The 22,300-nt window shown below is 72.6% G+C and carries 20 protein-coding genes and 2 pseudogenes; 7 read left to right on the top strand and 15 right to left on the bottom strand.

Features of this window, described 5'->3' with window-relative positions; all coding sequences use genetic code 11:
• Positions 1-8 precede the first annotated feature (8 nt).
• From UW392_RS00900 to UW392_RS00885, 4 genes and pseudogenes are all read left to right on the top strand, one after another.
• The gene (locus UW392_RS00900) at positions 9-758 is read left to right on the top strand and encodes a LytTR family DNA-binding domain-containing protein (protein ID WP_320772870.1); all 750 of its coding nucleotides are present in this window, start codon (positions 9-11) and stop codon (positions 756-758) included.
• Positions 759-760: 2 nt separating this feature from the next.
• Positions 761-1,117 (top strand): annotated as a pseudogene (locus UW392_RS00895) (hypothetical protein); the annotation flags it as partial.
• A gap of 62 nt (positions 1,118-1,179) precedes the next feature.
• Positions 1,180-2,904, top strand: coding sequence for a cation acetate symporter (locus UW392_RS00890; protein ID WP_320772869.1), 1,725 nt, complete (start codon positions 1,180-1,182; stop codon positions 2,902-2,904).
• Positions 2,901-4,106 carry a sensor histidine kinase gene (locus UW392_RS00885; RefSeq protein ID WP_320772868.1) on the top strand — a complete coding sequence of 402 codons (1,206 nt, stop codon included), beginning with the start codon at positions 2,901-2,903 and terminating at the stop codon, positions 4,104-4,106. Before UW392_RS00890 ends, UW392_RS00885 begins: the two co-directional genes overlap by 4 nt.
• 5 nt (positions 4,107-4,111) lie before the next feature.
• Here UW392_RS00885 and UW392_RS00880 read toward each other — a convergent pair whose 3' ends face one another.
• From UW392_RS00880 to UW392_RS00850, 7 genes are all read right to left on the bottom strand, one after another.
• Complete coding sequence (locus UW392_RS00880) at positions 4,112-4,282, bottom strand: hypothetical protein (protein ID WP_320772867.1); 171 nt, start codon at positions 4,280-4,282, stop codon at positions 4,112-4,114.
• Between the two features lie 14 nt (positions 4,283-4,296).
• Positions 4,297-6,183 carry a serine/threonine-protein kinase gene (locus UW392_RS00875; protein WP_320772866.1) on the bottom strand — a complete coding sequence of 629 codons (1,887 nt, stop codon included), beginning with the start codon at positions 6,181-6,183 and terminating at the stop codon, positions 4,297-4,299.
• A gap of 4 nt (positions 6,184-6,187) precedes the next feature.
• Positions 6,188-7,498, bottom strand: a complete 1,311-nt coding sequence (locus UW392_RS00870) for a DUF6777 domain-containing protein (RefSeq protein ID WP_320772865.1) — start codon at positions 7,496-7,498, stop codon at positions 6,188-6,190.
• 90 nt (positions 7,499-7,588) lie between these two features.
• Positions 7,589-8,542 (bottom strand): cytochrome c oxidase assembly protein, encoded by a 954-nt coding sequence (locus UW392_RS00865; protein WP_320772864.1) that lies wholly within the window; start codon positions 8,540-8,542, stop codon positions 7,589-7,591.
• 156 nt (positions 8,543-8,698) lie between these two features.
• The gene (locus tag UW392_RS00860) at positions 8,699-9,724 is read right to left on the bottom strand and encodes a 6-phosphofructokinase (protein ID WP_320772863.1); all 1,026 of its coding nucleotides are present in this window, start codon (positions 9,722-9,724) and stop codon (positions 8,699-8,701) included.
• A gap of 180 nt (positions 9,725-9,904) precedes the next feature.
• Positions 9,905-10,633, bottom strand: coding sequence for a glutamine amidotransferase (locus UW392_RS00855; RefSeq protein WP_320772862.1), 729 nt, complete (start codon positions 10,631-10,633; stop codon positions 9,905-9,907).
• 24 nt (positions 10,634-10,657) lie between these two features.
• Positions 10,658-11,896 carry a Mur ligase family protein gene (locus tag UW392_RS00850; protein ID WP_320772861.1) on the bottom strand — a complete coding sequence of 413 codons (1,239 nt, stop codon included), beginning with the start codon at positions 11,894-11,896 and terminating at the stop codon, positions 10,658-10,660.
• Between the two features lie 218 nt (positions 11,897-12,114).
• Here UW392_RS00850 and def point away from each other — a divergent pair, with 218 nt between their 5' ends.
• Positions 12,115-12,669, top strand: coding sequence for a peptide deformylase (gene def / locus UW392_RS00845; RefSeq protein ID WP_320772860.1), 555 nt, complete (start codon positions 12,115-12,117; stop codon positions 12,667-12,669).
• Between the two features lies 1 nt (position 12,670).
• On the opposite strand, the gene UW392_RS00840 is transcribed toward def, so the two are convergent.
• Complete coding sequence (locus UW392_RS00840; RefSeq protein WP_320772859.1) at positions 12,671-13,312, bottom strand: TetR family transcriptional regulator; 642 nt, start codon at positions 13,310-13,312, stop codon at positions 12,671-12,673.
• A 181-nt stretch (positions 13,313-13,493) separates the two neighbouring features.
• Here UW392_RS00840 and UW392_RS00835 point away from each other — a divergent pair, with 181 nt between their 5' ends.
• Entirely contained in the window at positions 13,494-14,720 is a 1,227-nt protein-coding gene (locus tag UW392_RS00835; RefSeq protein WP_320772858.1) for an acyl-CoA dehydrogenase family protein, read from the top strand.
• Positions 14,721-14,809: 89 nt separating this feature from the next.
• Here the strand turns inward: UW392_RS00835 and UW392_RS00830 are convergent, their stop codons facing one another.
• The 3 genes and pseudogenes from UW392_RS00830 to UW392_RS00820 all read right to left on the bottom strand — a co-directional run.
• Positions 14,810-15,331 carry a cupin domain-containing protein gene (locus UW392_RS00830; protein ID WP_320772857.1) on the bottom strand — a complete coding sequence of 174 codons (522 nt, stop codon included), beginning with the start codon at positions 15,329-15,331 and terminating at the stop codon, positions 14,810-14,812.
• Positions 15,332-15,338: 7 nt separating this feature from the next.
• On the bottom strand, positions 15,339-16,550 hold the full coding sequence (locus UW392_RS00825; protein ID WP_320772856.1) for a cytochrome P450: 1,212 nt from the start codon (positions 16,548-16,550) through the stop codon (positions 15,339-15,341).
• A pseudogene (locus UW392_RS00820) lies at positions 16,547-17,632 on the bottom strand (type III polyketide synthase); the annotation flags it as partial. The pseudogene UW392_RS00820 and the gene UW392_RS00825, both read right to left, overlap by 4 nt.
• A 172-nt stretch (positions 17,633-17,804) precedes the next feature.
• Between UW392_RS00820 and UW392_RS00815 the strand changes: the two are divergent.
• Positions 17,805-18,515, top strand: coding sequence for a transcriptional regulator (locus UW392_RS00815; protein WP_320772855.1), 711 nt, complete (start codon positions 17,805-17,807; stop codon positions 18,513-18,515).
• Here UW392_RS00815 and UW392_RS00810 read toward each other — a convergent pair.
• The 4 genes from UW392_RS00810 to UW392_RS00795 all read right to left on the bottom strand — a co-directional run bounded on the left by UW392_RS00810 (position 18,512) and on the right by UW392_RS00795 (position 22,270).
• Positions 18,512-18,751, bottom strand: coding sequence for a DUF6213 family protein (locus UW392_RS00810; RefSeq protein ID WP_320772854.1), 240 nt, complete (start codon positions 18,749-18,751; stop codon positions 18,512-18,514). The two genes, UW392_RS00815 and UW392_RS00810, sit on opposite strands and share 4 nt — an antisense overlap.
• Before the next feature lie 26 nt (positions 18,752-18,777).
• On the bottom strand, positions 18,778-20,163 hold the full coding sequence (locus tag UW392_RS00805; RefSeq protein ID WP_320772853.1) for an NADP-dependent succinic semialdehyde dehydrogenase: 1,386 nt from the start codon (positions 20,161-20,163) through the stop codon (positions 18,778-18,780).
• 104 nt (positions 20,164-20,267) lie between these two features.
• On the bottom strand, positions 20,268-20,735 hold the full coding sequence (locus UW392_RS00800) for an NUDIX domain-containing protein (protein ID WP_320772852.1): 468 nt from the start codon (positions 20,733-20,735) through the stop codon (positions 20,268-20,270).
• On the bottom strand, positions 20,732-22,270 hold the full coding sequence (locus tag UW392_RS00795) for an ATP-dependent DNA ligase (RefSeq protein WP_320772851.1): 1,539 nt from the start codon (positions 22,268-22,270) through the stop codon (positions 20,732-20,734). Before UW392_RS00795 ends, UW392_RS00800 begins: the two co-directional genes overlap by 4 nt.
• Positions 22,271-22,300 lie beyond the last annotated feature (30 nt).

The raw sequence follows: 22,300 nt of genomic DNA, 5'->3' as shown, positions 1-22,300 counted from the left end.
CCACGACCATGCTGCGTGCCCTGGCTGTCGACGACGAACGCCCCTCGCTGGAGGAGCTGGTGTACCTGCTCAACGCCGACCCGCGGATCCACACCGCGGAAGGCGCCGGCGACGCCACCGAGGCCCTGCGCCGCATCAACCGGGCCCTGGAGTCGGGTCCCGGCGGCCCGGACGCCATCGACGTCGTCTTCCTCGACATCCAGATGCCCGGCCTCGACGGACTCGACCTCGCCCGGCTGCTGAGCGGCTTCGCCCGGCCGCCGCTGGTCGTCTTCGTCACCGCCCACGAGGACTTCGCCGTCCAGGCGTTCGACCTCGAAGCCGTCGACTACGTCCTCAAACCGGTCCGCCGGGAACGCCTCGCCGAGGCCGTCCGCCGCGCCGCCGACCTCCGGGAGACCCTGCCGCGGATCACGGTGCACGAACCCGACCCCGACCACATCCCGGTCGAACTCGGCGGCGTCACCCGCTTCGTGCCCGTCGACGACATCACCCACGTCGAGGCCCGAGGCGACTACGCCCGGCTGCACACCGACCGCGGCAGCCACCTCGTCCGCATTCCGCTGTCCACCCTGGAGGACCGCTGGGGCTCCCGCGGATTCGTCCGCATCCACCGCCGCCACCTGGTCGCCCTGCGCCACATCAGCGAACTGCGCCTCGACGCCGGCACGGTCAGCGTCCTCGTCGGCGGCGAGGAACTCCAGGTCTCCCGCCGCCACGCGCGCGAACTGCGGGACCTGCTGATGAGGAGAGCCTGACGGTGCCCCAGGACCCCGCCGAGCGCCGCGTCACCGTCACCGGCCCGCCCCGCCGCACCGGACGCACCCTCTCGTACTACCGCCCGCGCACCGAGATCGACGAGCAGACCACCCTCGGCCACACCTACGTCCGCTCCCTCATGCGCATACAGCTGCGCACCGGCCTCACCGTCTGCGCCGTCCTGGTCCTCCTCGTCGGCCCGCTGCCGCTGCTGTTCGCCGCGATGCCCGGCGCCCGCCGCCTGGAGTGGGGCGTCCTCGGCTTCGCGCTCTACGCCCCGCTGGTCCTGCTCGCCCGCTGGTACACGGTCCGCGCCGAACGCAACGAACACGACTTCGTCCGCCTGGTCGAAGACCGTCAGGACCCGGACCGTCAGGACCTGAACCGCCCGGCCCCGGACCACCAGGATGCCGAACGCCCGTGAACTCCGGTTACGCCGTCCCCGCCGTCGCCCTCGTCGTCGTCGCCACCGTCCTGGTCGGCGCCTTCGGGCTGCGCATCTCCCGCACCACCAGCGACTTCTACGTCGCCTCCCGCACCGTCGGCCCCCGCCTCAACGCCGCCGCCATCAGCGGCGAGTACCTCTCCGCCGCCTCCTTCCTCGGCATCGCGGGCCTCGTCCTCGTCCAGGGCCCCGACATGCTCTGGTACCCGGTCGGCTACACCGCCGGCTACCTGGTCCTGCTGCTCTTCGTCGCCGCCCCGCTGCGCCGCTCCGGCGCCTACACGCTGCCCGACTTCGCCGAGGCCCGGCTCGCCTCCCAGGCGGTACGGCGCCTCGCGGGCGCCTTCGTCGTCGGCGTCGGCTGGCTCTACCTGCTGCCCCAGCTCCAGGGCGCCGGACTGACGCTGACCGTCCTCACCGACGCGCCCGACTGGCTCGGCGGCGTCATCGTCGCCGTCGTCGTCACCGCCACCGTCGCCGCCGGAGGCATGCGCTCCATCACCTTCGTCCAGGCGTTCCAGTACTGGCTCAAACTCACCGCCCTGCTGGTCCCCGTCCTCTTCCTGCTCCTCGCCTGGCAGGCCGACGGCGCCCCCGACCGCGCCTTCGACGAACCCGCCGCCTTCCGCGAACAGCGCGCCGTCCGCGTCCAGGACACCCTCACCCTGGAACTCGACGCGCCACTGACCGTCACCGTGCGCGGCACCGTCGACGGCCACCGCCACCAGGACACCCGCCTCCGGCTCCCCGCCGGCACCCACCGCGTCGACGCCGGCACCCGCCTCACCTTCGCCCCCGGCACCCCCGTCCCCGCCGCCGCCGGCCGCGCCGCCGACGACGCCCTGTCCCCGTCCCGCGCCGAGAGCCGCACCGAACGCCCGCTGTACGCCACGTACGGACTGATCCTCGCCACGTTCCTCGGCACCATGGGCCTGCCGCACGTCGTCGTCCGCTTCTACACCAGCCCGCACGGCGTCGCCGCCCGCCGCACCACCGTCGCCGTCCTCGGCCTGATCGGCGCCTTCTACCTGCTGCCGCCCGTCTACGGCGCACTCGGCCGCCTCTACGCCCCCGAGCTGACCCTCACCGGCGACGCGGACGCCGCAGTCCTGCTGCTGCCCGACCGCGTGATCGGGGGAGTCGGCGGCGACCTGCTCGGCGCCCTCGTCGCGGGCGGCGCCTTCGCGGCGTTCCTCTCCACCGCGTCCGGACTGACCATGGCCGTCGCCGGCGTCCTCACCCAGGACGTGCTGCCCGCGCGCGGCGTACGGCACTTCCGGCTCGGCACGGTGCTCGCCATGGCCGTCCCCCTCGCGGCCAGCTTCCTGGTGGGCGGCCTGCCCGTCGCCGACGCCGTCGGACTGGCCTTCGCCGTCTCCGCCTCCTCCTTCTGCCCGCTGCTCGTCCTCGGCATCTGGTGGCGGCGGCTCACCCCGCCCGGCGCCGCCGCCGGGATGCTGGTGGGCGGCGGCTCCGCGCTCCTCGCCGTCGCGGCGACCATGGCCGGCTACCCCGGCGACGGCGCCCTGCACGCGCTGCTCGCCTGGCCCGCGCTCTGGTCGGTGCCGCTGGCCTTCCTCACCATGGTCCTGGTCTCCCTGGCCACCGCGGGCCGGGTCCCGGCACAGGCGGCGGCGATCCTCGCCCGCTTCCACCTCCCCGAGGAACTGCGTACCCAGAAAGGCAGGACGACGGCGTGAGCGGATTCCTGGCCGGCCTGTGCGTGGCCGTACTGCCGCTGCTCGCGGCCGGGTTCTGGCTGGGCCGGCGCACGGCCCGCCCCGAGAGCCTGGGCGGCCTCGGCACCCCCGTCGAACACGCCACCTTCCAGACCCTGCACACCGCCTCCCTCGCCGCGCCCCCGCTGCGGGCGGGCCTGACGGAGGAGACCGCCCGCAAGTCCGCCCGCACCCTGCGCTCGCTGCTCGGCACCGACGCGCTCTGCCTCACCGACACCCAGCGGGTCCTGGTCTGGGACGGCGCGGGCGCCCACCACCGCACCGAGATCATGGAACGGCTCGCCGGAGCGCTGGTGACCGGCCGCGGCGAGGCGTTCGAGCTGACCTGCGCCACCCCGGACTGCGCCGTGCGCTGGGCCGTCGTCACCCCGCTCACCGTCGACGACCGGGTGCACGGCACCCTCGTGGCCTGCGCGCCCCGCGAGTCCGCCGTCCTCGTCCGGGCCGCGGGCGAGGTCGCCCGCTGGGTCTCCGTCCAGCTCGAACTCGCCGACCTCGACCGCTCCCGCACCCGGCTCATCGAGGCCGAGATCAGGGCGCTGCGGGCGCAGATCTCCCCGCACTTCATCTTCAACTCGCTCGCCGTGATCGCCTCGTTCGTCCGCACCGACCCCGAACGCGCCCGCGAACTGCTCCTGGAGTTCGCCGACTTCACCCGCTACTCGTTCCGCCGGCACGGCGACTTCACCACCCTCGCCGACGAACTGCACGCCATCGACCACTATCTGGCGCTGGTCCGGGCACGCTTCGGCGACCGGCTCGCCGTGACCCTCCAGATCGCCCCGGAGGTGCTGCCGGTGGCCCTGCCGTTCCTCTGCCTCCAGCCGCTGGTGGAGAACGCCGTCAAACACGGCCTGGAGGGCAAGTCCGGCACCTGCCGCATCCAGATCACCGCCCAGGACGCGGGCGCCGAGGCCCTCGTCGTCATAGAGGACGACGGCGCCGGCATGGACCCCGACCTGCTGCGCTCCATCCTCGCCCGCGAGGTCGTCCCCTCCGGCGGCATCGGCCTGTCCAACGTCGACGACCGGCTCCGCCAGGTCTACGGCGACGACCACGGCCTCGTCATCGAGACCGCGGCCGGCGCCGGCATGAGGATCACCGTGCGGCTGCCCAAGTACCAGCCGGGCGTCCACTCGGCCGCCCGGCCGCTGCGCGGCTGAACCCGTCAGGCGCTGCGGGTGGCGACCATCCCGAGCGTGATCAGTCCGAGCACGACCCAGCCGAACCACAGCCAGCCGTTGCTGCCGAGCGCCACCGTGTAGGCCGTCACCGCCACCAGGCCACCGATGGTGAGCGCCCCCATCGTCTTCGTCGAACCGTCCGTGGAACCGGGCATCGCGACACCCTCCTTCAGGATTGGTCTCCCTCCATGGTGCCCCCGTCCCGCGCCCGGACGGTGCACACCGCGAAATGCGTCGACGTCTTCCAGTCGTTACGGCTGATCCAGAAACCGGACTCGTGGACGCTCGGGTCGAACCCGTAGTCGATCGGATCGACCTTGTCCCGGCAGGCCTCCGGCGCCTTCGTCCGCGCGGCCTCGTACGTCAGCTCCGGGTCCAGCAGGGTGAAGTCCAGCACCTGCTCCTCGTGCGGCCCCGCGCAGGAGACCAGACGGGTGCTCTCCTCGGAGATCCAGTCGAGACAGTCGCGCTTCTGCATGGTCGCCGTGTCCGTGAACCGCATCCCCAGCGGACGGTGCTCGCCCAGCGGCCCGTACACCGGCCGGGACGCGCCGAGGACCAGGCAGGCGACGCGGCGCCCGGCCGCCTCGAAGCCGCCCGCCGTCGGCAGCACCGCGTAGCTGCGCACGTCGGCGAGCCGGTCCCGCAGCTCCGCCGTGCGCTCCTCGCACCGGCCGGGACCCCGCTCGGCGGCCTCCTCCGCGCCGGCCACCGCGACCAGCGCCATCACCTCGCCGTCCGTGTCCTGGCTGACGCACTCCACCAGCTTGACCTCGGGTTTCCCGGTGAACGGCGTACCCGGCCACACCGCGTTGACACAGTCCCCCTCGTGCAGCGCCGACGCCAGCCCGATCTCCTTGCCGTACGGGCCGCCCGTGTAGTGGCCGGTGTCGGGCAGCAGCCCCCGCAGCCAGAGCGCCCCGCCGCCCGCGAGGGCCAGCGCCAGCACACCGGCCAGGACCAGCAGCACCGTCCGCGTCCGCCGGGGACGCCCGGGGGGAGCGGCGGGCGGCAGGGGATCGCCGGTGCGGTGTCCGCCCCGGTACGGGGCGGGCGCGGGCGGCGGCACGGGGACCGCGGCCCCGTACCACGGGGCGCCGGGGGCCGGTCCGAACCCCGCAGGACCCCGCGGATCCGCCGTCCGGGTCGACAGGTCCGCCCAGGGCGGCCGGGACTCCGGGTCGGCGGCGGGCCGGGCCGGCGACCGGGGCGTGACGATCGCCGACAGCCGCTCCTCGGCGCCCTCGGCGGTGATCCGCCGTACCGGGTCCTTGGTGAGCATCCTCGCCAGTACGGCGTCCAGCGCGCCCGCGCGCCGCGTCGGCCGGGGCTCCTCCAGGACCACCGCCGTGAGCGCCGCCAGGTCGCTGTCCCGCTCGAAGGGGCCGCACCCCTCCACGGCGTGGTACAGCGTGCAGCCCAGCGAGAACAGGTCGGCCGCGGCGGTCGGCGGCCCGCCCTGCGCCCGCTCGGGCGCCAGGTACCCGGCGGTGCCGAGCAGCGCGGAGGTGAGCGTGTACCGGGTCTCGTCGCCGTCCGGCTGCACGGAGATGCCGTAGTCCGCGAGCAGCACGCGGGCGTACGGGGTGCCGTTGCGGTCGGGGGCCAGCAGGATGTTGGCGGGCTTGACGTCCCGGTGCATGACGCCGCGCTCGTGCCCGGCGGTCAGCGCGTCGAGGACGGCCAGCCCGATCCGAGCGCTCTCGGCGGGGGCCAGCGGGCCGTGCCGGCCGACGAGGGTGCGCAGGTCGGTGGCGCCGGGCACGTACTCCATGACGATCCACGGCAGGCCCTCGTGCTCCAGCACGTCGTGCACGGTGACGACGTGCGGGTGGTCGCGCAGGCCGGCCGCGTGCCGGGCCTCCGCGCGGGCGCGGGCGATCCGGGCGGGCCGGTCGGACTCGTCGTGGTCCCGGAAGACGATTTCCTTGAGGGCGACCTCGCAGACCAGCTGCTGGTCGTGGGCGAGCCAGACATGGCCCATGCCGCCGCTGCCGAGCCGGTTCAGCAGCAGATAGCGCCCGGCGATGACCCGGCCGACTCCGGAGTGCGTCATCCGGTCACCTCCCGGCCGCGGCGGCGCTGACGACGACTCCGTCCGACGGCGGCACCACGCTGCCGGACTGCTCCGGGGGAGGCGCGGCACTGGTGGTCTGCTCGGCGGGGGACGACTGAGTGGTGCTCTGCTCGGGCGGCGGCGCGGCACCGGTGGACTGCTCCGGGGGAGGCGCCGCGCTGGTGGACTCTTCGGGCGGGGGTGCCTGGCCGGTGGATTCCTCGGGCGGCGGTGCGCCGGTGGTCGTCCCGTCCGTCGGCCCTTCGGTGGTTGCCTCGTCGGAGGGCGCTCCCGGCGTCACCCCTCCGCCACCGTCCCCGGTGCTCCCGGTCCCGGTCCCTTCCTCCTCCTCGTCCACGCTCAGCGTCACCGCCGAGCCGAACTCCAGCGCGGTCCCCGGCTGGGGATCGGTCCCGGTCACCCGCGCGTCCCCGGGCGGCAGCCCGTCACCGGTGACGACCACCGCGAGTCCGAGGCGGGCCAGCTCCTGCCCGGCCGCGTCGAACGCCATACCGGTCACGTCCGGCACCTCGTGCGCCGCGGTCGCGTCGAACGACGTGTCGCTCCCGCCGGTACTGCCGACCGGCCGGCTCAGCCCCTGGCTCGGATTGTCGACGTCGATGAGCTTCAGGTCGTCGATCGGCCGCGGCGCCGGTTCGACGGCGACCGCGGCGGACTCGTCGTAGCCGTCCCATTTCGCGTTGCCGTCCTCGAACTCGACCGTGATGTCGTCGGCGTCCTTGTCGAAGGCGGTCAGCGGATTTCCGCAGGAGCACTTGACGACGGGCATTCCCTCGATGTCCACGAGCACCGCGATACCCGCCTGGAGCAGTGCTTCGAAGGGCGCGGCCCGGCCCTTCTTGTAGTCGTGGTTGACCACCAGTGTGTCGTGCCGCAGCAGGACGGGCGTGAGGGCGTCGAGGTATTCCTCGATCCGGTCCGTGGTGGCCCGGTCGATTCCGATGACCCGGGCCCATTCCCGGGCCTTTTGTTTGTTCTTGGGGTCGGTGAGGAAATCCTTGAGCCGGTCCACGTCGCAGACGGACGGTTTCCGGCTGCCGCCGTAGAGACCGGGCGTGTTCCCCTGCTGAAGACCGCTGTGCGGCGGCTCCGAGGCGATGTCCGCGTCCTCGCCGAGCCCGCTGTCCTCTTCGAAGAAAGGTGCGAGCGAGGGCGCGCCGGCGGCGACGGCCCTCACCAGGAGGGCGGGCGGGCCGGAGGTGCAGCCGCCGAGGATCAGAACTCCGACCAGTAGAAAGGCAATCCGGTGGGCCGCTGTTTTCCCGGCCCTCTGCAAGAGGACGTGCACTGCCATGACCGCTCCCCCGATGAAGTCCCTCATCATGTTACTGAAAGGAAAAGCCTTTCAGCCAAGGGGAATTCCGTTCGGGAAAACGGCGGGACGTCAGCCGCCGTGCGTGTTCAGGGAGGCCAGATAGGCGTTGTACGCCTCCAGCTCCTTGTCGCCGTCCCGGTCGGCGGCCCGGTCCTTCCGCCGGGCCTGGCGCTGGTCGGAGGCGTACCACTGGAAGAGCAGGGCGAGCAGCACCAGGACGGACGGCACCTCGCTGAAGGCCCAGGCGATGCCGCCCGCCGCGTTCTGGTCGGAGAGCGCGTCGATACCGAGCGAGGCGGGTGGATTCTCGAACGTCGAGACCATGGGGGAGGAGGCCATCATCAGCGCGATGCCGAAGAAGGCGTGGAACGGCATGCCCGCGAACAGCTCCAGCATCCGCATCAGATAGCCGGGCCGGTGCGGACCCGGGTCGACGCCCATGATCGGCCAGAAGAAGACCACACCGACGGCGAGGAAGTGGATCATCATCGCGATGTGGCCGACCCTGGAGCCCATCAGGAAGTCGAACAGCGGGGTGAAGTACAGCGCGTAGAGGCTCGCGATGAACATCGGGATCGTGAACACGGGGTGGGTGATCACTCGCATGTAGCGGCTGTGCAGCAGCATCAGCAGCAGTTCGCGCGGCCCCTTGCGGCCCCGTACGGCGGCCGGCGGCAGCGCCCGCAGCGCGAGGGTGACCGGGGCGCCGAGCAGGATCAGGATCGGCGAGACCATGCTGATGACCATGTGCTGCACCATGTGCACGCTGAACATGACCATGCCGTAGTCGTTCAGCTTGGTGCACATCATCAGCGCGATGCTGAGCACACCGACGACGTAGGCCACGGTCCGCCCGACGGGCCAGGCGTCACCGCGCCGGTGCAGCCGGACGACCCCCCAGCCGTAGAGCGCGAGCCCCAGCACACAGGCGACCAGGAAGAACGGGTCCGCCGACCATCCGAGCCCCCGCCCCAGCGTGAACGGCGGCAGATCCGTCATCATGCCGTGCCCGCTGTGATCCATCCCGGCTCCAGTTTCGTACGGATTGAATGCTGTCTGTCCGCACCAGACTAGAACCGCCCCCGGTCACTTCCGCGACCGGGGGGCAGGACAACGCGCCCCACAGGGGCGCGGGGACCGGCGCGATCGGCCACAACGTGCCCGCACCCGGCACACCGCCTAGAGAACACACTCCGCTTCCGCGAACCGGTCCTCAGGCACCGTCTTCAACGACTCCACCGCCTCCGCGAGCGGCACCATCACGATCTCCGTACCGCGCAACGCGGTCATCTTCCCGAAGTCGCCGCGGTGAGCGGCCTCCACCGCATGCCATCCGAACCGCGTCGCCAGCACCCGGTCGTACGCCGTGGGCGTCCCGCCGCGCTGCACGTGCCCGAGGATGACCGGCCGCGCCTCCTTGCCGAGCCGCTGCTCCAGCTCGACGGAGAGCTGCCGGGCGACACCGGCGAACCGCTCGTGGCCGTAGACGTCCTTGACGCCCTCGTCGAACCGCATCGTGCCGGGCCGCGGCTTGGCGCCCTCCGCGGCCACGACGATGGCGAACCGCTTGCCCGCCGCGAACCGCTCGCCGACCTTGGCGGTCAGCTCCTCGATGTCGAAGGGACGTTCCGGCACGACGACGGCGTGCGCGCCGGCCGCCATGCCGGAGTGCAGCGCGATCCAGCCGGTGTGCCGGCCCATGACCTCGACGATCAGCACCCGCTGGTGGGACTCGGCGGTGGTCTTCAGCCGGTCCAGGGCCTCGGTCGCGACCGTCACGGCCGTGTCGAAGCCGAAGGTGACGTCCGTGACCGCTATGTCGTTGTCGATGGTCTTCGGCACGCCCACGATCGGCAGACCGCCGTCGGAGAGCAGCCGGGCCGCCTTCAGCGTGCCCTCGCCGCCGATCGGGATGATCGCGTCGAGACCCAGCTCCCGGACGTGCCCGAGGGCCCGCTCCACGCCGTCGCGCAGGTGCTCGGGACGGACCCGGGAGGAGCCGAGAATGGTGCCGCCGCGGGCCAGGATGCCGCCGACCGCGTCCAGGTCGAGCTTGAGGTAGTCGCACTCCAGGAGGCCCTTCCAGCCGTCCCGGAAACCGATGACCTCGTCGCCGTGGTCGACGACGGCACGGTGCACGACGGACCGGATGACGGCGTTCAGGCCGGGACAGTCGCCGCCGGACGTGAGGACACCAATGCGCATAGCCCGAATACCTTCTCGCTAGGGGCCGAAAGACCGGACCGCGCTGTCCGGCTCGGACCACGTCACCCTAGCGGCATCCCCGGCCCGGCCCGTACCGGGCGTCCGCCTGCTGGACGTACCCGCTCACCTGTGCGGATGCCGCATCAGACGGGTCGTCGGAGGCCGGGCCGGGGCCCTGTGTCACGCGGGTTGTTGCGCGGCGGCGATGCGCTCGTTACGCAGGGCGTCGTACCACCGGTCGTCCGTCGGCGGCAGCGCGTTCACGTCGAGGGCCAGCTTCAGCAGCAGGTCCGCGATGAGCGGGTTGCGGGCCAGCACGGGCCCGTGCATGTACGTACCGAAGACGGTGTCGTTGTACGCGCCCTCCGTGCCGTCGCCCGTGCCGTTGCCGTTGCCGAAGCGGACCCGGGCGAACGGGCGGGCGGTGGGCCCGAGGTGGGTGACGCCCTGGTGGTTCTCGAAGCCGGTCAGCGGGGGCAGGCCGAGGCGCTCGTCGACGTCGCCGAGGACGTCGCCGACGCACCGCTCGCCCTCGCCGCGCACCGAGACCACGTCGAGCAGGCCGAGGCCGGGCTCGCGCTGGCCGAGGTCGTTGACGAACTCGTGGCCGAGGATCTGGTAGCCGGCGCAGACGGAGAAGACGATCGCGCCGTTGCCCACCGCGCGGTGCAGGCCGCCGTCGCGGCGCAGCCGCTCCGCCGCGAGCCGCTGCGGCCGGTCCTCGCCGCCGCCGATCAGGTAGATGTCGCCCGAGGTCGGGATCGGCTGGTCGCTGCGCACGTCGACGCGGGCCACGTCCAGGCCGCGCTGGCGCGCACGGCGCTCCACGACGAGGGCGTTGCCCTGGTCGCCGTAGGTGCTGAGCAGGTCCGGGTAGATCCAGACGACCCGCAGTTGGTTGTCGCTCACTTCACTTCCCTACAGGTGTCGTGGTCAGTTGCCGACGCGGCGGCGCAGGTCCTGGAACGCGGTGTAGTTGGCGATGACCTCGATCCGGCCGGGCGGGCACTGCTGCACCGCCTGGTCGAGGCTGTCGCAGACCTGGAACTGCTGGTTCGCGACCTCCAGGCGGACCGCGAGGTCCAGCTTGCGGTCGCCGAGCACGCAGATCGGGTGGCCGGTCAGCCGCGTGTAGTCGACGTCCCACAGCCAGGAGGTGTCGGTGCCGTCGGCGCCGCGCGCGTTCACCGAGAGGATCACCGGGGTCGGCGGCGGGTCGATCAGGGAGAAGGTCTCCAGCCAGCCGGCCGGGTTCTTGGCCAGCAGCAGCCGGAGGTCGCGGCCCTGGAACTGGACCACGTCGTAGCGTCCGGCGACCGCCTGGACCTGGTACATCCGCTCCAGGGCGACCTGCGGGGGGACCCCGAAGACGGCCGCGACGGCCGCCGAGGAGGCGGCGTTGGCCTTGTTGGCGCGGCCGGGGAGCTGGAGGTGGATCGGCCAGGCCGAACCGTGCGGGTCGAGGACGTGGTCGCCGGAGAGCGCCCAGCTCGGGGTGGGCCGGCGGAAGCCGCACTCGCCGCAGAACCAGTCGTCACCGGGGCGCTGCATCACGCCGCCGCAGGACGGGCAGGACCAGGCGTCGTCCTTCCACATCTGCCCGGCCGCGACCCAGATCACGTTGGGCGAGGAGGAGGCGGCCCAGACCACCAGCGGGTCGTCGGCGTTGGCGACGACGACGGACTTGGTGCCGGCCAGGCCCTCGCGCCAGTTCTCCGCGAGCATGCGGGTCTCGGCGGCGCGGTCGAGCTGGTCGCGGGAGAGGTTGAGCAGGGCGATGCACTTCGGCTCGGTGGCCTGGGCGACGCCGACGAGGTACTTCTCGTCGACCTCGATGACGCCGAACCGGGCGTCCGAACCGCTCGCCAGCGCCGAGGTGATGCCGGCCGGCATGTTCGCGCCGAGCGCGTTGGACACGACCGGACCGGCGGCCTTGAGCGCCTCGGCGATGAGCCGGGTGGTGGTGGTCTTGCCGTTGGTCGCCGAGACCAGTGTCACGTCCAGGTGCTGGGCGAGCCGGGCGAGGAGGTCGGGGTCGAGCCGCAGTGCGACCTTGCCGCCGATCACCGAACCGCTGCCGCGTCCCGCGGCACGGGATGCCGCCGCGACCGCCTTGCCGGCGGTCACGGCCAGCTTGGCCCGCGGCGTGAGCGGGTCCGAGTTGCCTGCCATCAGTTCTCGATCCTCCTTGCGTACGCGCCGCGCCTGAAGCTGGGGAGCCTGACGGCCACGTGGTGTGGACCTCAGCCTATCGAGATCCAATCCCACTCCCGAATCGCGGCCCGCGGCTGCGCGGCGAGCGGGACGCGGCGGGTGCGCCGAGCGGGGCGCGCGGGCGGTGCCTCACGGGGCGCGCGGGCGGTGCCGGACGGGCCCGTACCCTTGCGGCCATGCGACACGGCCCGATCCCGGGCGCCCGCGGGCGCGTCCGGCCCCTGACCCTGCTCGGAGACACGGTACTGCGCGAGCGGTGCCGGGAGGTCACCGACTTCGGCCCCGAACTCTCGGCCCTCGTGGAGGACTTGTTCGCCACCATGTACGCCGCCCGCGGCGTGGGCCTGGCCGCCAACCAGATCGGGGAGCCGCTCAGGGTCTTCGTGTACGACTGCCCGGACGACGAGGACGTGCGCCACCTCGGCCACGTGGTCAACCCGCGGCTGGTCGAGACCGACGGGGTGGTGGTGCGCGGGCCCGAGGGCTGTCTCTCCCTGCCGGGCCTGGAGGCCGGGACCGAGCGCCACGACCACGCCGTCGTCGAGGGGTTCACGGCGACGGGGGAGCCCGTCACCGTGCACGGGACGGGTTTCTTCGCGCGCTGCCTCCAGCACGAGCACGACCACCTGGAGGGCCGTCTGTACGTCGATCACCTCACGGGGTGGCGGCGGCACCGGGTGGAGCGGCAGGCCGCCAGGGCACCGTGGGGCCGGCCGGACCCGGCCCCGTAGTTCAGAAGCCGGGGCCGCCCACCCGGTCGCCCGCCGCCGCCAGCCGGCCCCACAGGAGGTCGGCCAGGCTGCTGACCAACTCCTTGCGCGAGCAGGGGCGCTCGCCGAGCCACCAGTCGCCGGCGGCGTGCATCATGCCGACGATCCCGTGCCCCCACACCCGGGCCAGCTGCTGGCTGCCCGGTCCGAGGTCGAGGCGCTCCTCGATGACCCGGGCCAGTTCCTCGCCCATCCGGCGCAGCAGCGGCGCCGAGTGCTTGCCGACGTCGAAGCCGGTCTCGCCCTGGGAGCTGTCCGCCGGATGCATCAGGAACCGGTACACCTGCGGACGGGCCTCGATGGCCGCCAGGTAGGTGTCCAGGGTGGCCTCGACGCGCTCCCGCCGCTCCGCCGGGGCGTCCAGGGCCGCGCGCAGCGAGTCGAGGAGGGCGTCCGTGTGGCGCTGGGCCAGCGCGGCGTAGAGACCGCCCTTGTCGCCGAAGTGCCGGTAGAGGATCGGCTTGGTGATGCCCGCCTCGGCTGCGATGGCGTTCATCGAGGCGTGCGGCCCGTCGCGCAGCACCACCCGGTCGGCGGCCTCCAGCAGCTCTTTCCGTCGCCGGTCGGCGGACCGCTGCTGATCGGTCCGCTGCCTGGTCTCCATGTGCTCTCCCCACCTGTGCCGGTTCGGTGACGCCTGCGCAAACTAGCACTCACCGCCCGCAGGTGATCGAACGGGCTGCCGACCGGGGCGGGGAGTTGACTTTTCTTACTCGCGGGTAACAGACTCTGTCCCCGGTAGTGGGTTACCGTTAGTAACACGTACGTGCGTCACTGGAGGGGACATGGCCGAGTTCACCATGGAGCTCAACGACGAACAGAAGGAGGTCCGGGACTGGCTCCACGGCTTCGCCGCCGACGTGATCCGTCCCGCCGCCGCCGAATGGGACGAGCGTGAGGAGACTCCCTGGCCGGTCATCCAGGAGGCCGCCAAGGTCGGTATCTACTCCCTCGACTTCTACGCCCAGCAGTACTTCGACGCCACCGGCCTCGGCATCCCCATGACCATGGAGGAGCTGTTCTGGGGCGACGCGGGCATCGCCCTGTCGATCGTCGGCACCGGCCTCGCCGCCGTCGGCGTCCTCGCCAACGGCACCGAGGAGCAGATCGGCACCTGGATCCCGCAGATGTACGGCGACGTCAACGACGTCAAGGTCGCCGCCTTCTGCTCCTCCGAGCCCGACGCCGGCTCCGACGTGTCCGCCATGCGCACCCGTGCCGTCTACGACGAGGCCAAGGACGAGTGGGTGCTCGACGGCACCAAGACCTGGGCGACCAACGGCGGTATCGCCAATGTCCACGTGGTCGTCGCCGTGGTCGACCCGGAGCTGGGCTCCAAGGGCCACGCCTCCTTCATCGTCCCGCCGGGCACGCCCGGACTCTCCCAGGGCCAGAAGTTCAAGAAGCACGGCATCCGCGCCTCGCACACCGCCGAGGTCGTCCTCGACGGCGTCCGCGTCCCCGGCTCCTGCCTGCTCGGCGGCAAGGAGAAGCTGGACGCGCGCCTCGCCCGTGCCCGGGAGAAGGCCAAGAAGGGCGGCGAGCGTCTGAAGAACGCCGCGATGGCCACCTTCGAGGCGTCCCGCCCGGCCGTCGGCGCCATGGCCGTCGGCACGGCGCGCGCCGCCTACGAGGTCGCCCTCGAATACGCCAAGACCCGTGAGCAGTTCGGCCGGCCGATCATCGACAACCAGGGCGTCGCCTTCCAGCTCGCCGACATGCGCACGTCCGTCGACGCCGCCCGGCTGCTGGTGTGGCGCGCCTCCTGGATGGCCATCAACGGCAAGCCGTTCACGGCCGCCGAGGGGTCGATGTCCAAGCTGTTCGCGAGCGAGACGGCGAAGAAGGTGACCGCCCAGGCGGTCCAGATCCTGGGCGGCAACGGGTACACGCGGGAGTATCCCGTGGAGCGGATGCACCGTGACTCCGCGATCTACACGATTTTCGAGGGGACCAGTGAGATCCAGCGGCTGGTGATCGCCCGGACGTTGTCGGGGATGTCCATCCGGTAGCGCCGTCGGGGGGCTGTGCGATGCGGTCAGCGGGCTGTGCGTGGCTGGGCGCGCAGTTCCCCGCGCCCCTTGCGGGGCGCCGCCCCCCCTCAGCCGTGTTTCAGCGGTGTGAGTTGCTGGATGTCGTACTTGGTCCGTAGCGCCTCGATCGCCTCGTGGTCCGGGGGGCCGCCGGACTGGAGGATCTCCAGGAGTTCCTCGAAGTAGCGTTCGTGGTCCGGGGGCGGGCTGGCCTGGAAGAACATCTTCGCCGGGGTGTCCGTCGGGTTGGCGAACGCGTGCGGGCACCCCGGCGGGACGACGATGACCGTCCCCGGGCCGGCGCGGACCACCCGGTTCCCCGAGCCGGACTCCCAGTGCCGCCAGCTGTCCGGGGTGCGCACCCGCGGCTCGAACGCGAGGACGTCCAGCTCGCCCTCCAGGACGTAGAACAGCTCCTCGCTGCGGGTGTGCACATGGGCGCCGACGTCGAAGCCGGGCGGCACGATCACCTCGAAGGTCGAGGCCGTGCGCGAGTGCGAGCCCGTCACCTTGAAGGTCACGTGCTGCGCCGGGGCCTCGACCACCCGGCCGTGCCCCGGCGGCACCAGCAGCCCCTCCGTCGCCGTCATCGTCGGCTCACCAGGTGACCGGCAGGGCCTCGGGCCCGCGGATCAGCGCGCCCTTCTTGAAGGGGACCTCCTCGGGCGGCACCGCGAGCCGCAGCCCCGGCACCCGGTCAAGGAGGGCGTCGACAAGCAGCTCCGACTCCAGCCGGGCCAGCATCCCGCCCGGACAGTAGTGCGGGCCGAAACCGAACGCCACGTGCGGGTTCCGGACGCGCGAGAAGTCGATGTCCTCCGGGTCGGCGAACACCTCGGGGTCCCGGTTGGCGGCCAGGTAGGAGACGTAGACCGGCTCGCCGCGCCGGATCGTGATCCCTTGGACCTCCACGTCCTCCAGCGCGATCCGGGCGAGGCCCACGGCGTTGCGGTGCGGGATCCAGCGCAGCAGTTCGTCGATGGCCTGCCGCCGGATCTCCGGCTCCGCGCGCAGCCGGCCGGCCAGCGCGGGACGGGTCAGCAGCGTGAAGAACATCTGCCCGCTGTTGTTGGTGACCGCCTCGCCGCCGATCTGCAGCAGCACCGCCAGCCCCACGGCCTCCTGGAGCGTGATCTCGCCCCGGCCGACGGCGGCGCCGAGCAGCGAGGAGACGTCCTCGCCCGTGCTGTTCTCGCGCAGCCCGATCAGATCGGAGAAGTAGGCGCCCATCTCCTGCTTGGCCCGCTCGCTGACGTCGGCGCCGTGCGAGGAGGAGAGGATCAGCTGGGTCCAGGTGTGCATGGAGTGCCGGTCGGCCGCGGGCACCCCCATCAGCTCGCAGATCACCGCGATGGGGAACGGGCCGAGCACCGCGTCGGTGAGATCGGCGGGCGGCCCCTGGGCCAGCATCGCGTCGACCAGCTCGTCGAGCAGGGCCCGGGACTGCTCGCGGATGCGCTCCACACCCCGGGCGGTGAAGGCGGCGGCCACCGAGCGGCGCAGCCGCGTGTGATCGGGCGGGTCCAGCAGACCGACCGCGTCCGGCGACGGGATGAAATGCGGGGCGAGCCGGGTGACCTGCCCCTCCATCACGGCCGCGCGGCCGAACCGGGGGTCGTTGGTGACCAGCCGCACGTCGTCGTACCGGGTCACCAGCCAGGCCCAGCCCTCGCCGTTGGGCAGCGAGATCCGGGTGACGGGGCCCTCGGCGGTCAGCTCCCGCAGCACCGGGTCGTAGTCGGTGCCGGCCAGGTCAAGGGCCGGCCAGTCCCGTACGGGGAGGGTCCGGGGGATCGTCTCGTCGCTCACGTTCGTCTCACGCCCTGTGTCTCGTCCGCCGTCTGCCAGTGGCCCAGTGACATCTCCGCGGTGATGCCCGGTCCGAATCCGGCCAGCAGCCCGCGCGCCCGGTCGGGGGCGCCGCCCTCGTCGAAGAGCCGGCGCAGCGCGTCCAGGACGACGGCGCTGGCGATGTTGCCGTACTCGGTCAGCGTCGCCCGGCTGAACCGGAACGCGTGCGGTTCCACCTGGAGGAACTTGCTCAGGTCGTCCAGGATGCGCGGGCCGCCCGCGTGGATGATGTAGAAATCGAGGTCGGTGGCGTCCCAGCCGTGGGAGTCGGCCAGCCTGATCAACGCGGGGGCGAGCGGCTCCATCGTCGCCGGCACCCGTTTGTCCAGCAGGAAGTGGAAGCCGGTCGCCTTCACGTCGTACATGATCCACTCTTCGGTCCTGGGGATCAGGTACGAGCCGTTGCGCTCCAGCCGGACGCCCGTGCCGCCCCGGCCCCGGACCACCGCGGCGGCGATGCCGTCGCCGAAAAGGCCGTTGGAGAGCAGCGAGCCGATGCCGATGTCGGTGGGCTGGTAGCACAGCGAGCAGAACTCGCAGGCCACGATCAGCGCGTTGGCCTCGGGGTACGCCGTGCAGAAGTCGTGCGCCCGGTTGATCGCCGCGCCGCCCGCCGCACACCCCAGCTGGGCTATGGGTATCTGCCGGGTCGTGCTGTCGAAGCCCATCTCGTTGATCAGCCACGCCGTGAGCGAGGGCATCATGAACCCCGTGCACGAGACGTAGATGATCACGTCGATGTCCGTGGGCAGCAGCTCCGCGTCGTCCAGCGCCCGCCGGATCACGTCGGGGACCCGGGCCTTGGCCTCGGCCTCGTAGAGCTTGTTGCGGTCCTCGAAGCCGGGGTGCTTCAAGGTCTCCTCGATGGGCTGCACGATGTGCCGGGTGCGGACGCCGGTGTTCTCGATCAGCCGGAGCGCCAGCGGCAGGTTGGGGTGGTCGGCGTGGCGCTCCCGCGCCAGCTCAAGCGTCTCCTCCATCGTGATCACGTGCTCCGGGACGGACACCGAGGGTCTGCACAAAGTCGCCATGAACCGTGCCTGCTTTCGCCGTCCGGAAGGGCTCGCGCCCCCCGGTCAGAAATGGTCCACACCTCTGGGGTGTTCCTCCCACACTCACCCGCCGGGACGCCGATCTCTCGCGGGGTTACTCCGTCTCGGGGACCGTGTGAGGTGGACGCGGAACCGCACGGCGCAGGCGACGGAGGAAGCGATGGGCGCGACGGCACGGCGACTGCTGGAGACCACCACCGGGAAGCTGGCCCCCGACCCCCGGACCAACCGGCTCCTCCCTGCGGTGGCGCGCGGCGCGGTGGGCCCCGAGACCCTCGCCGCGCTGGCCCTGGAACAGCGCTGGGTGATCGACTCCGACCACCGCGCCTTCGTCTACCTGGCGCACCGGACCGAGGGAACGCCGCCGCTCGCCGCGTACTTCACCGCGCTCGCCCGGGGCGAGGCCCTCGCCGCGCGGAAACTGGAGGCGTTCGCCACGGCCTGCGGCGTCGGGGAGAGCCGGACGGTGGCCCACGAGCCGCTGCCGGGCTGCCAGGCCTACCCCGCCTACGTGGCGTGGCTCGCGCTCAACGGGTCGCCCGCCGAGACCGTCCTCGCGCTGCACGCCAACTTCTCCGCCTGGGGCGGCTACTGCGCGACCGTCGGGAACGCGCTGCGCCGGCACCACGGCTTCACCGACGAGGCGTGCGCCTTCTTCGACTTCTTCGCCGCACCCGACCCCGACCTGGAGCACGCGGCGACGGCCGCCGTCCAGGCGGGCCTGGACGGCGGACCGGTCAGCGAGGACCTCGTGCACCGCTACGGACGGCTGCTCCAGGCGTACGAGGCGATGTTCTGGCAGAGCCTGTGGGAACTGGAGCGGCCCGGGGCCGCCGAGGAGACCACCGAGGGGCTTGCTCAGAAGTCCTAGGAAGACTGTCCGCTGCTGTGGGCGATGCAGGCCACGTCGATCCGGTCGGCCAGCTTGGCCAGTTCGATGGTGAGGGCCGCCACCGTGTCCTCGTCCAGCCGGCCGTCCTCGCCGGTCTCGACCAGACGCAGCCACCGTCCGCCCACCGTGCGCAGCAGCTTGCTCACGTCCGCAGCGGACACCTGCAGGGTGCCGCGGTCGTCGACGATCAGGGGGAGGGTCACTTCGCGGGTCACAGGAGAGGATCGTAGTCGCGGATGTCTCACGCTCCGTGCCATACGGTGGTGATGTTGCAGAACTCCCGGATTCCGTGCCCGGACAGCTCACGGCCGTAGCCCGACCGCTTGACACCGCCGAACGGGAGCGCCGGGTGCGAGGCGGTCATGCCGTTGAGGTAGACGCCGCCCGCCTCCAGGTCCCGTACGAAGCGGTCGACCTCGGCGTCGTCGCGCGTCCACACGTTCGAACTGAGCCCGAACCCGGTGTCGTTGGCGAGCAGCACGGCCTCGTCCAGGTCGGCCACGCGGTACAGCGTGGCGACCGGGCCGAAGGTCTCCTCGTTGTGGACGCGCATCTCACGGGTGATGTCGGCGAGCACGGTCGGCGGGTAGAACCAGCCGGGCCCGTCGGGGCGCTCACCGCCGCAGAGCACGGTCGCCCCGCCGCGTACCGCGTCGTCCACCAGCTCGGCCAGGTCGTCGACGCCCTGCTCGCTGGAGAGCGGCCCGACATCGGTGTCCTCGTCCATCGGGTCGCCGGTCCTGAGCGCCTTCATCCCGGCCACGAACCGCTCCGCGAAGGCGTCGTAGACGTCGGCGTGCACGATGAACCGCTTGGCGGCGATGCAGGACTGCCCGGCGTTCTGCACGCGCGCGGTCACCGCGACCTCGGCCGCCCGGTCGATGTCGGCGGACGGCATGACGACGAACGGGTCGCTGCCGCCCAGCTCCAGCACCGTCTTCTTGATCATCTCTCCGGCGGTGGAGGCGACCGCGCGGCCCGCGGGCTCGCTGCCGGTCAGCGTGGCAGCCTTCACCCGCTCGTCGCGCAGGATGTCGTCGACCGCGGCGGAGCCGATCAGCAGGGTCTGGAAACAGCCCTCGGGAAAACCCGCGCGGTGGAACAGGTCCTCCAGGTACAGGGCGGTCCGCGGCACGTTCGAGGCGTGCTTGAGCAGGCCGACGTTGCCGGCCATCAGCGCGGGCGCCGCGAACCGGATCACCTGCCACAGCGGGAAGTTCCACGGCATCACCGCGAGCACCGGCCCGAGCGGCCGGTAGCGCACCAGCGCCCGGGAGCCGCCCGAGTCGCGCACGTCCGCCTCGTCCGGCTCCTCGTCGGCCAGCAGCCCGGCGGCCCGGTCGGCGTACCAGCGCATCGCCTTGGCGCACTTCGCGGCCTCGGCGCGGGCCTGCTTGACCGGCTTGCCCATCTCCAGGGTGATGACCTTGCCGATCTCCTCCTGGTCCTTCTCCAGCAGGTCGGCCGCCCGGTGCATCAGCCGGGCCCGCTCGTCGAACGACGACGTCCGGTACGTACGGAAGGTGGCCTCGGCGAGCTGGAGCCGCCGTTCGACCTCCTCCTCGTCCATGGCCTCGTACGTCCGGACCGTCTCGCCGTTCGCCGGGTTCACCGTCGCGATGGGCATGGCCGACCTCCTGGGGGCGCTCTGTACTCAGCACCTTCGCGCGGGGCGCCGGGGGCCGCAACGCGAAGGGACTCGTCCTGCGGGTCCGTGCGGGTGACACGGACTCATCGGTGCGAGTGCTCCGCCAGACGGTCGAGAAACGCGGTCTGGGCCTTGACGATCACCTCGCGGGCCCGGTCGAGGGTGAGCCACGCGACGCGGTCCAGCTCCGGGAACTCCTGGATCCGGCCCGAGCGCGGCGGCCACTCCATCCGGAAGGTGCCGGGGACGACCGCCGCCGGGTCCAGGTCGGCCTCCACCGCCCAGACGGTGACGGTCTTGCCGCCGGACTGGCGGACCTCGCCCAGGGGAACGGCGTCCGCGCCCTCGGGCGGCTCCAGCCCCAGTTCCTCCTCGAACTCGCGGCGCGCCGCGTCCCACGCCGGCTCGTCCGGCTCGTACTCGCCCTTCGGGACCGTCCACGCGCCCTGCTCGCGGCGGGCGAAGAAGGGGCCGCCCATGTGACCGAGCAGCACCTCCGTGCCGCCCTCGGCGGTACGGCGGAAGAGCAGCAGCCCGGCGCTGCGCCTCACGGCCGCACCTCCGGGTGGGCCGCGAGGAGGGACTCCACCGTGTCCGCCTCCTCCGGGCGCTTGTCGTCGCGGTAGCGGAGCAGCCGGGCGAAGCGGAGGGTGACGCCGGCCGGGTAGCGGGTGGAGCGCTGCAGACCGTCGTAGGCGATCTCGACGACCAGTTCGGGGCGGACGGTCACGCCCCAGCCGTGCTCCTCGACGGCCAGTTCACCGAGCCGCTCCGTCTGCCAGGCCAGCAGCGCGTCCGTCATGCCCTTGAACGTCTTGCCGAGCATGGTGAAGGAGCCGTCGGCGGCGCGGGCGCCCAGGTGCAGGTTGGAGAGCCTGCCGGTGCGCCGGCCGTGCCCCCACTCGGCACCGAGGACCACCAGGTCCAGCGTGTGCACGGGCTTCACCTTCAGCCAGGACGCCCCGCGCCGCCCGGCGCTGTACGCCGCGTCGGTGCCCTTGACCACCACGCCCTCGTGGCCGCGCTCCAGCGTGACGGCGAGGAACTTCTCCGCCGCCGCCACGTTCTCGGTCCCCGGCACGGTCAGGCGCCGCACCCGCATCGGCTCCGGGACCAGCCGGGCCAGCTCCGCGTGCCGCCCGGTCAGCGGCAGGCCGAGCAGATCGCGGCCGTCGACCATCAGGGCGTCGAAGAAGACGGGGGAGACCGGCACCTCCCGGGCCGCCGCGGCGACGTCCGTGCGCGAACCCACCCGCCCGGCGGTCTCCTGGAACGACCTCGGCCGCCCGTCGGGCCCGAACGAGATGACCTCCCCGTCCAGCACGAACCGGTCACCGGGCAGTTCGAGCACCGCCGCGGTCACTTCGGGCAGCCGGTCGGTGATGTCGTCGAGGGTGCGCGTGTACAGCCGTACGGACTCCCCGTCGCGGTGCGCCTGTACGCGGATGCCGTCGAGCTTCTCCTCGACCGCGCAGGCGCCCAGCCTGCCGACCGCCTCCGCCACCGAGGAGGCGCTGTGCGCCAGCATCGGCAGCACCGGGCGGCCCACGGTGAGCCGGAACCGGCCGAGCGCCCCGGGACCCTCGGCGAGCAGCGCCTCGGCCACCGTCCGCAGGGAGCCCGCCAGCATCACCGCCCGCCGCACGTCCGCCGGGTCCGCCCCGGTGGCCTGCGCGAGTCCCTCCACCGCGGCCGCGTCCAGGGCGCCCTGCCGGACCTCGCCGGTGAGCAGCCCGAGCAGGAAACGCTGCTCGTCCTCGGTGGCCGCGCCCATCAGCTCGCCGACCAGCCTGACCCGCTCGGCCTGCGCGCCGGGACCGGAGACGGCGGCGAGCCGGGTGAGCGCGGCGTCCACCGCGCGCACGGTCAGCGCGGGAGCCGCGGCGGGCTCGACCGGCCGGCCGAGCACCTTCCAGCCGACGCCGATGCGCCCCTGCGGGAGCCGCCCCGCCAGGTACGGGATGACGACCGGCACGTCGTCCGGCTCCGCCTCCCGGAACAACTCCGCGAGCAGGACGGTCTTCCGGGACCGCGCCGAGGTGGCGGCGACCTCCCGGGACACTTGCGCCAACCGGGCCAGCAGCATGCCCTTCATGGTGCACCGGGAGGGCCCGCC

It is taken from the genome of Streptomyces sp. CRN 30 (genome assembly GCF_034105845.1).
This window is presented reverse-complemented; position numbering and strand designations above follow the sequence as displayed.